Source organism: Aeromonas sp. TW 6 (genome assembly GCF_013168745.1).
GTDB classification, from domain to species: Bacteria; Pseudomonadota; Gammaproteobacteria; order Enterobacterales; family Aeromonadaceae; genus Aeromonas; species Aeromonas caviae.
The window spans coordinates 1-3,064 of the sequence record NZ_JABERS010000096.1 but is presented as its reverse complement, the minus strand read 5'-3'; the positions used below and the strand labels follow the sequence as shown (position 1 = coordinate 3,064).

Annotated in this window: 2 protein-coding genes and 1 pseudogene; 1 reads left to right on the top strand and 2 read right to left on the bottom strand. The window is 47.7% G+C overall.

Going from position 1 to position 3,064, the window contains the following annotated elements; translation table 11 throughout:
* Positions 1–123 precede the first annotated feature (123 nt).
* Positions 124–357 (top strand): annotated as a pseudogene (locus HKD46_RS21040) (hypothetical protein); the annotation flags it as partial.
* Positions 358–430: 73 nt separating this feature from the next.
* On the opposite strand, the gene HKD46_RS21035 reads toward HKD46_RS21040, so the two are convergent.
* Positions 431–1,066 (bottom strand): FMN-binding negative transcriptional regulator, encoded by a 636-nt coding sequence (locus HKD46_RS21035; RefSeq protein WP_171865941.1) that lies wholly within the window; start codon positions 1,064–1,066, stop codon positions 431–433.
* Between the two features lie 107 nt (positions 1,067–1,173).
* The gene (locus HKD46_RS21030; protein WP_135354664.1) at positions 1,174–2,802 is read right to left on the bottom strand and encodes a hypothetical protein; all 1,629 of its coding nucleotides are present in this window, start codon (positions 2,800–2,802) and stop codon (positions 1,174–1,176) included.
* Positions 2,803–3,064 lie beyond the last annotated feature (262 nt).

Sequence of the window (3,064 nt, the reverse complement as noted above, 5' to 3'; positions counted from 1 at the left end):
ATGAATATCGACTGGGAGAAGCTCCGCCACAAGTAACGGAGCTAACAGGAGACCAGCAGATCATTTTGGAGGTATTGGGTGAGCGCTATCGGCAAATTTATTCCTAAATCAGGTGCGGAATGTCGGCAGGAGTACTCAGGCCAATCGCTGCCCCAGGCCATCGACGCCGCCCGCACCCAGTTGGCAGACGGCACCCAGAGCACCCGCCTCGATGCGCTGCAAAGCGAGCTCGACACCCTCAAGAGCTCCCTTGGCAACAGCGACCTCAACCTCGATCAGCTGCTCTACGCCTTCAAACAGACCCTGCCCCAGGGCCCGGGGGAAGGTGTCGGCAAGCTGCTCAATGCCAGCGCGTGAGCGGGAGTGGAACCATGAAAAACGGCAACCTAGCGGTTGCCGTTTTTGTCGGGCCGAATCTCAAGGTGTCACGCTAGGGCTGTGAAGGAGGCGGGTTCAGCATGGCGCCGGCCAGCGCGGTCTGCCCGCGCTCCTGCAGGGCATTGGCCGCTCCCAGGCGATCCGCCGCCTCTTTGTTCTGACCCAGCTTGAACTTGCCGACCAGCCGCTCAATCTCGATCTCTATGCCTACCACGGCCTGTACCATGGTCTCGAGATAGTCTCTCGGTGCATCAGCCATCTTCCAGGGAATGGACTCTCCCGCCTCGTGGGTACGGGTCAGGGTCGCGAGCAGGCGACGCACGAAGCGGGCATCGTCCCTCACCCGGATACGGCCATGGGCGTGCACCACGGCATAGTTCCAGGTGGGCACCTGCTTGTGATGCACCTGCTTGCCCGGATACCAGCTGGGGGAGATATAACCCTCGGCGGCGCGGAAGATCACCAGCACCTCGTCGCCGTCTTTCACCTCCTGCCAAAGCGGGTTGTTGCGAGCCACATGGGCCCGCAGCACACCGTGGGCCCCCTGCGCCCCGTCGAACTCGAACGGCAGGTGGTTGGCATCCAGCCCCCCTTCACCGCAGGTGATCAGGGCCCCCAGGGGGTGCGCCTGCATCAGCTGGTGCAGCGCCTCGGGGTCGGTAACGGCGAAATGGGGTGGCAGGTACATGCAGGCTCCTTTTATCAACGGCTGGACTTTAGTGTAAAAAGCATCGGGGGGATGCTTATTCTCATGTAATCAAGTCGAGCTGACGAGACGAAATATATTCAAAGGCTTTATAAAGAATCTATATCTTTTGAATCAAATACCCATTGGCGATCTTTATGAAGAGAAACTACACATTTTGTACCATCTACGGCATAAACTACAAATCCATCCTTACCAGCATTATGCCCCTCAACATAACTGAATCTATTGACCGCACATGGTTCAATATTTATATTGACAGGAGGGGGCTTTATTTGATTGCCGAGGATATTGAAAAATCGCCCTTCGTCCTCTACAAAACGTACAGATGGCTCATTTTTTTCATGTAAAATCTCATTGTAATATTTAGGGCCATCAGGGGAAAACACTCCTTGACAGAATTCATGTCCGGCGCTAACCGTTTCAATGAGATCTCCTTCTAAGAGTGCTGCATATCTCATCAAAGTCTCCTCATCTTCCACGGACATATCGAAATCCTTTACCGTAAGAGGTTGAAAAAGAACATTAGAAACTTTCCGTGCGGCACTCAATATATCTACATGCCAAATCATAGCATTAGAAAATGACGTTGTATTTTCTAAACTACCAGTTCCTACCCTATAGGCCTGCTTATCCCTGATTATATCAACAGCAAAACCTGAAACATTATCTCCACGTAGGTGCTTCACTATTTTCTTGATATTGGAGAAGTAGCCTAACCTATTCACATCTTGACCAATCCAGAACTTAGAATTTAAGGCTATATTCAGCTTAGGATATTCACCACATATAGAAAAGTTAAAGTTAGCTGATAACAATCCAGAAAAAGCTTCACCAGTTATTTTTCCATACTTAGTTCCCGATACAAGCATAGACTTGAAGTTAGCAAACTCCTCTTCCTCGCCATCTTTCATTATTAAGTATATAGCAAGCTCAACTGGCCTATTCCCACCACCTATCGATAGCCAGCCACCTTCATTAGTTGGAATGTGTTCAAATAGCTTTGAACCAGAAAACTCAAACTCATCCCGTTCAAAACGTACTTTTTCACCATGTTCAATCATTCTTATGATCGATTTTTCAACACTATCATTAATCGACTTGTTTTTAAAAGTTATGTTGAATCGTCCTTGTTCTCCTGGTTTTGAGAAAATTTGATGCTCTAAAATACCATTGCTTCTCCTTGCAACCTTAACAAGGAACCTAGAATCAAGCTCATTTAACCCTTCCTCATAGCCAAGAACAATATCTTGAATGGGAGCATTTATTGCGTCTCCACCACCTAAGAGATCAGCAATCGAACGTCCAACCGCAACCCTAACGGCTTTATCGTGTTCAAGCTGAGTTATTAATTTTTGTCCAACACTGCTCATTGACCATTTTTCCGCTTCACTCTTCCAAGAAGCTAGGATTTCAACAGGAAATCTTGATGGGTCGGCATCAATTATTCTAGCGTGTGTCTGACATAGCCAAATTCCATTTTCATAACTTTTACGCTGCTCCTTAGACATGTTTGCATCATAGCGTGGGCCGCCGGGAGAAGCAGCACATATATGAGCAGCTACGCCTATACTAAATGTATTGTCACGTAATAGTTTTGCGCCACCTGTTATCACCCTGCATTGAGGCATAGAACATACATCCCCAGCCATCCCTTTAATTCGTCTAATAGTTTCATAACTAAAGTCATCTCTTTTTCTTGATTCATTTTTTGCCATTGGCTTCACCCCTCACAATAAAAATTAAATACTTTACCTGACGTTACTCATGTCACCCTCCCTAATCTGACATGAAAGTGTTTATCAGAGGAGTTGGTGATAGTGTTTTCTTACTTTGAGCCTAAATAGCTGTTTCGAATAGTAGATCACCGGAGGAAGGGAACTCAGTCCAGTTTGTGCGATCTGATTAGTCGCTAAACAAAACAAGCCACACCCAAAGGACTGAGTTGATGCCTATCCTACCACCTCTGCCACGACCACA

What these genes read in the sequence shown, in the direction of transcription:
- HKD46_RS21035 (WP_171865941.1), bottom strand. Translation starts at nt 1,066, where the DNA reads ATGTACCTGCCACCCCATTTCGCCGTTACCGACCCCGAGGCGCTGCAC.
- HKD46_RS21030 (WP_135354664.1), bottom strand. Translation starts at nt 2,802, where the DNA reads ATGGCAAAAAATGAATCAAGAAAAAGAGATGACTTTAGTTATGAAACT.